Source organism: Klebsiella sp. HMSC09D12 (assembly GCF_001808475.1).
Lineage (GTDB): Bacteria > Pseudomonadota > Gammaproteobacteria > Enterobacterales > Enterobacteriaceae > Klebsiella > Klebsiella oxytoca.
Map to the genome: position 1 here is coordinate 1 of NZ_KV793392.1, position 633 is coordinate 633.

The 633-nt window shown below is 45.8% G+C and carries 1 protein-coding gene; it reads right to left on the reverse strand.

Annotated features, from left to right (window positions below):
* Positions 1 to 76: 76 nt before the first annotated feature.
* Complete coding sequence (gene tnpA, locus HMPREF3178_RS03155; RefSeq protein ID WP_004111117.1) at positions 77 to 511, reverse strand: IS200/IS605 family transposase; 435 nt, start codon at positions 509 to 511, stop codon at positions 77 to 79.
* Between the last annotated feature and the right edge of the window lie 122 nt (positions 512 to 633).

A 633-nucleotide genomic window follows, 5' to 3' on the forward strand; every position in this document is an offset into this window, starting at 1 on the left:
AGTAAAAGACCACCTTCTGAGAAGGTGGCTTTTGAGAATGCCCCCTGTAAGGGGGGCTACTGTTAACTTTCGACGACTACTCTAGCAATTCCATTTGCTGTTCATGCGTTTGTTCCGTTTTCTCCTGATGCCTCACATATCGTCTGATAATTTCTTCATTCACTCCCACCGTATCGACAAAGTAGCCTCGGGACCAAAAATGGTTTCCCCATAGCTTCTTCCTGATATGGGGAAAACGATTGTAAAGCCTGATTGCACTGCGTCCTTTTAGATGGCCCATTAGAGTTGATATCGAGATCTTCGGTGGGATGATGACGACCAGATGCACATGATCGGGCTGAACATTTAGCTCCAGAACCTCACAATCCTTTATTCCACAGAGGATATAGATCGTCCTGTACAGCTCCTTACCCAGCTTATCTTTCAGGATCCTGAATCGGTACTTGGGCGTCCAGACTATGTGGTATTTGCAACGCCAATATACATGTGATGAACTCCTGTAAAGTCCCATGTCGGTTTGTCTCCTTTTACTTGTGGTGAGTAAGCAGAGATATTCCGACATGGGCATTCTTCAGGCTATAGCCTTACAGGATCAATCACCACCTCCCTAGGAGGTGGTTTAGGGATGACAAT

What these genes read in the sequence shown, in the direction of transcription:
- tnpA (WP_004111117.1), bottom strand. Translation starts at nt 511, where the DNA reads ATGGGACTTTACAGGAGTTCATCACATGTATATTGGCGTTGCAAATAC.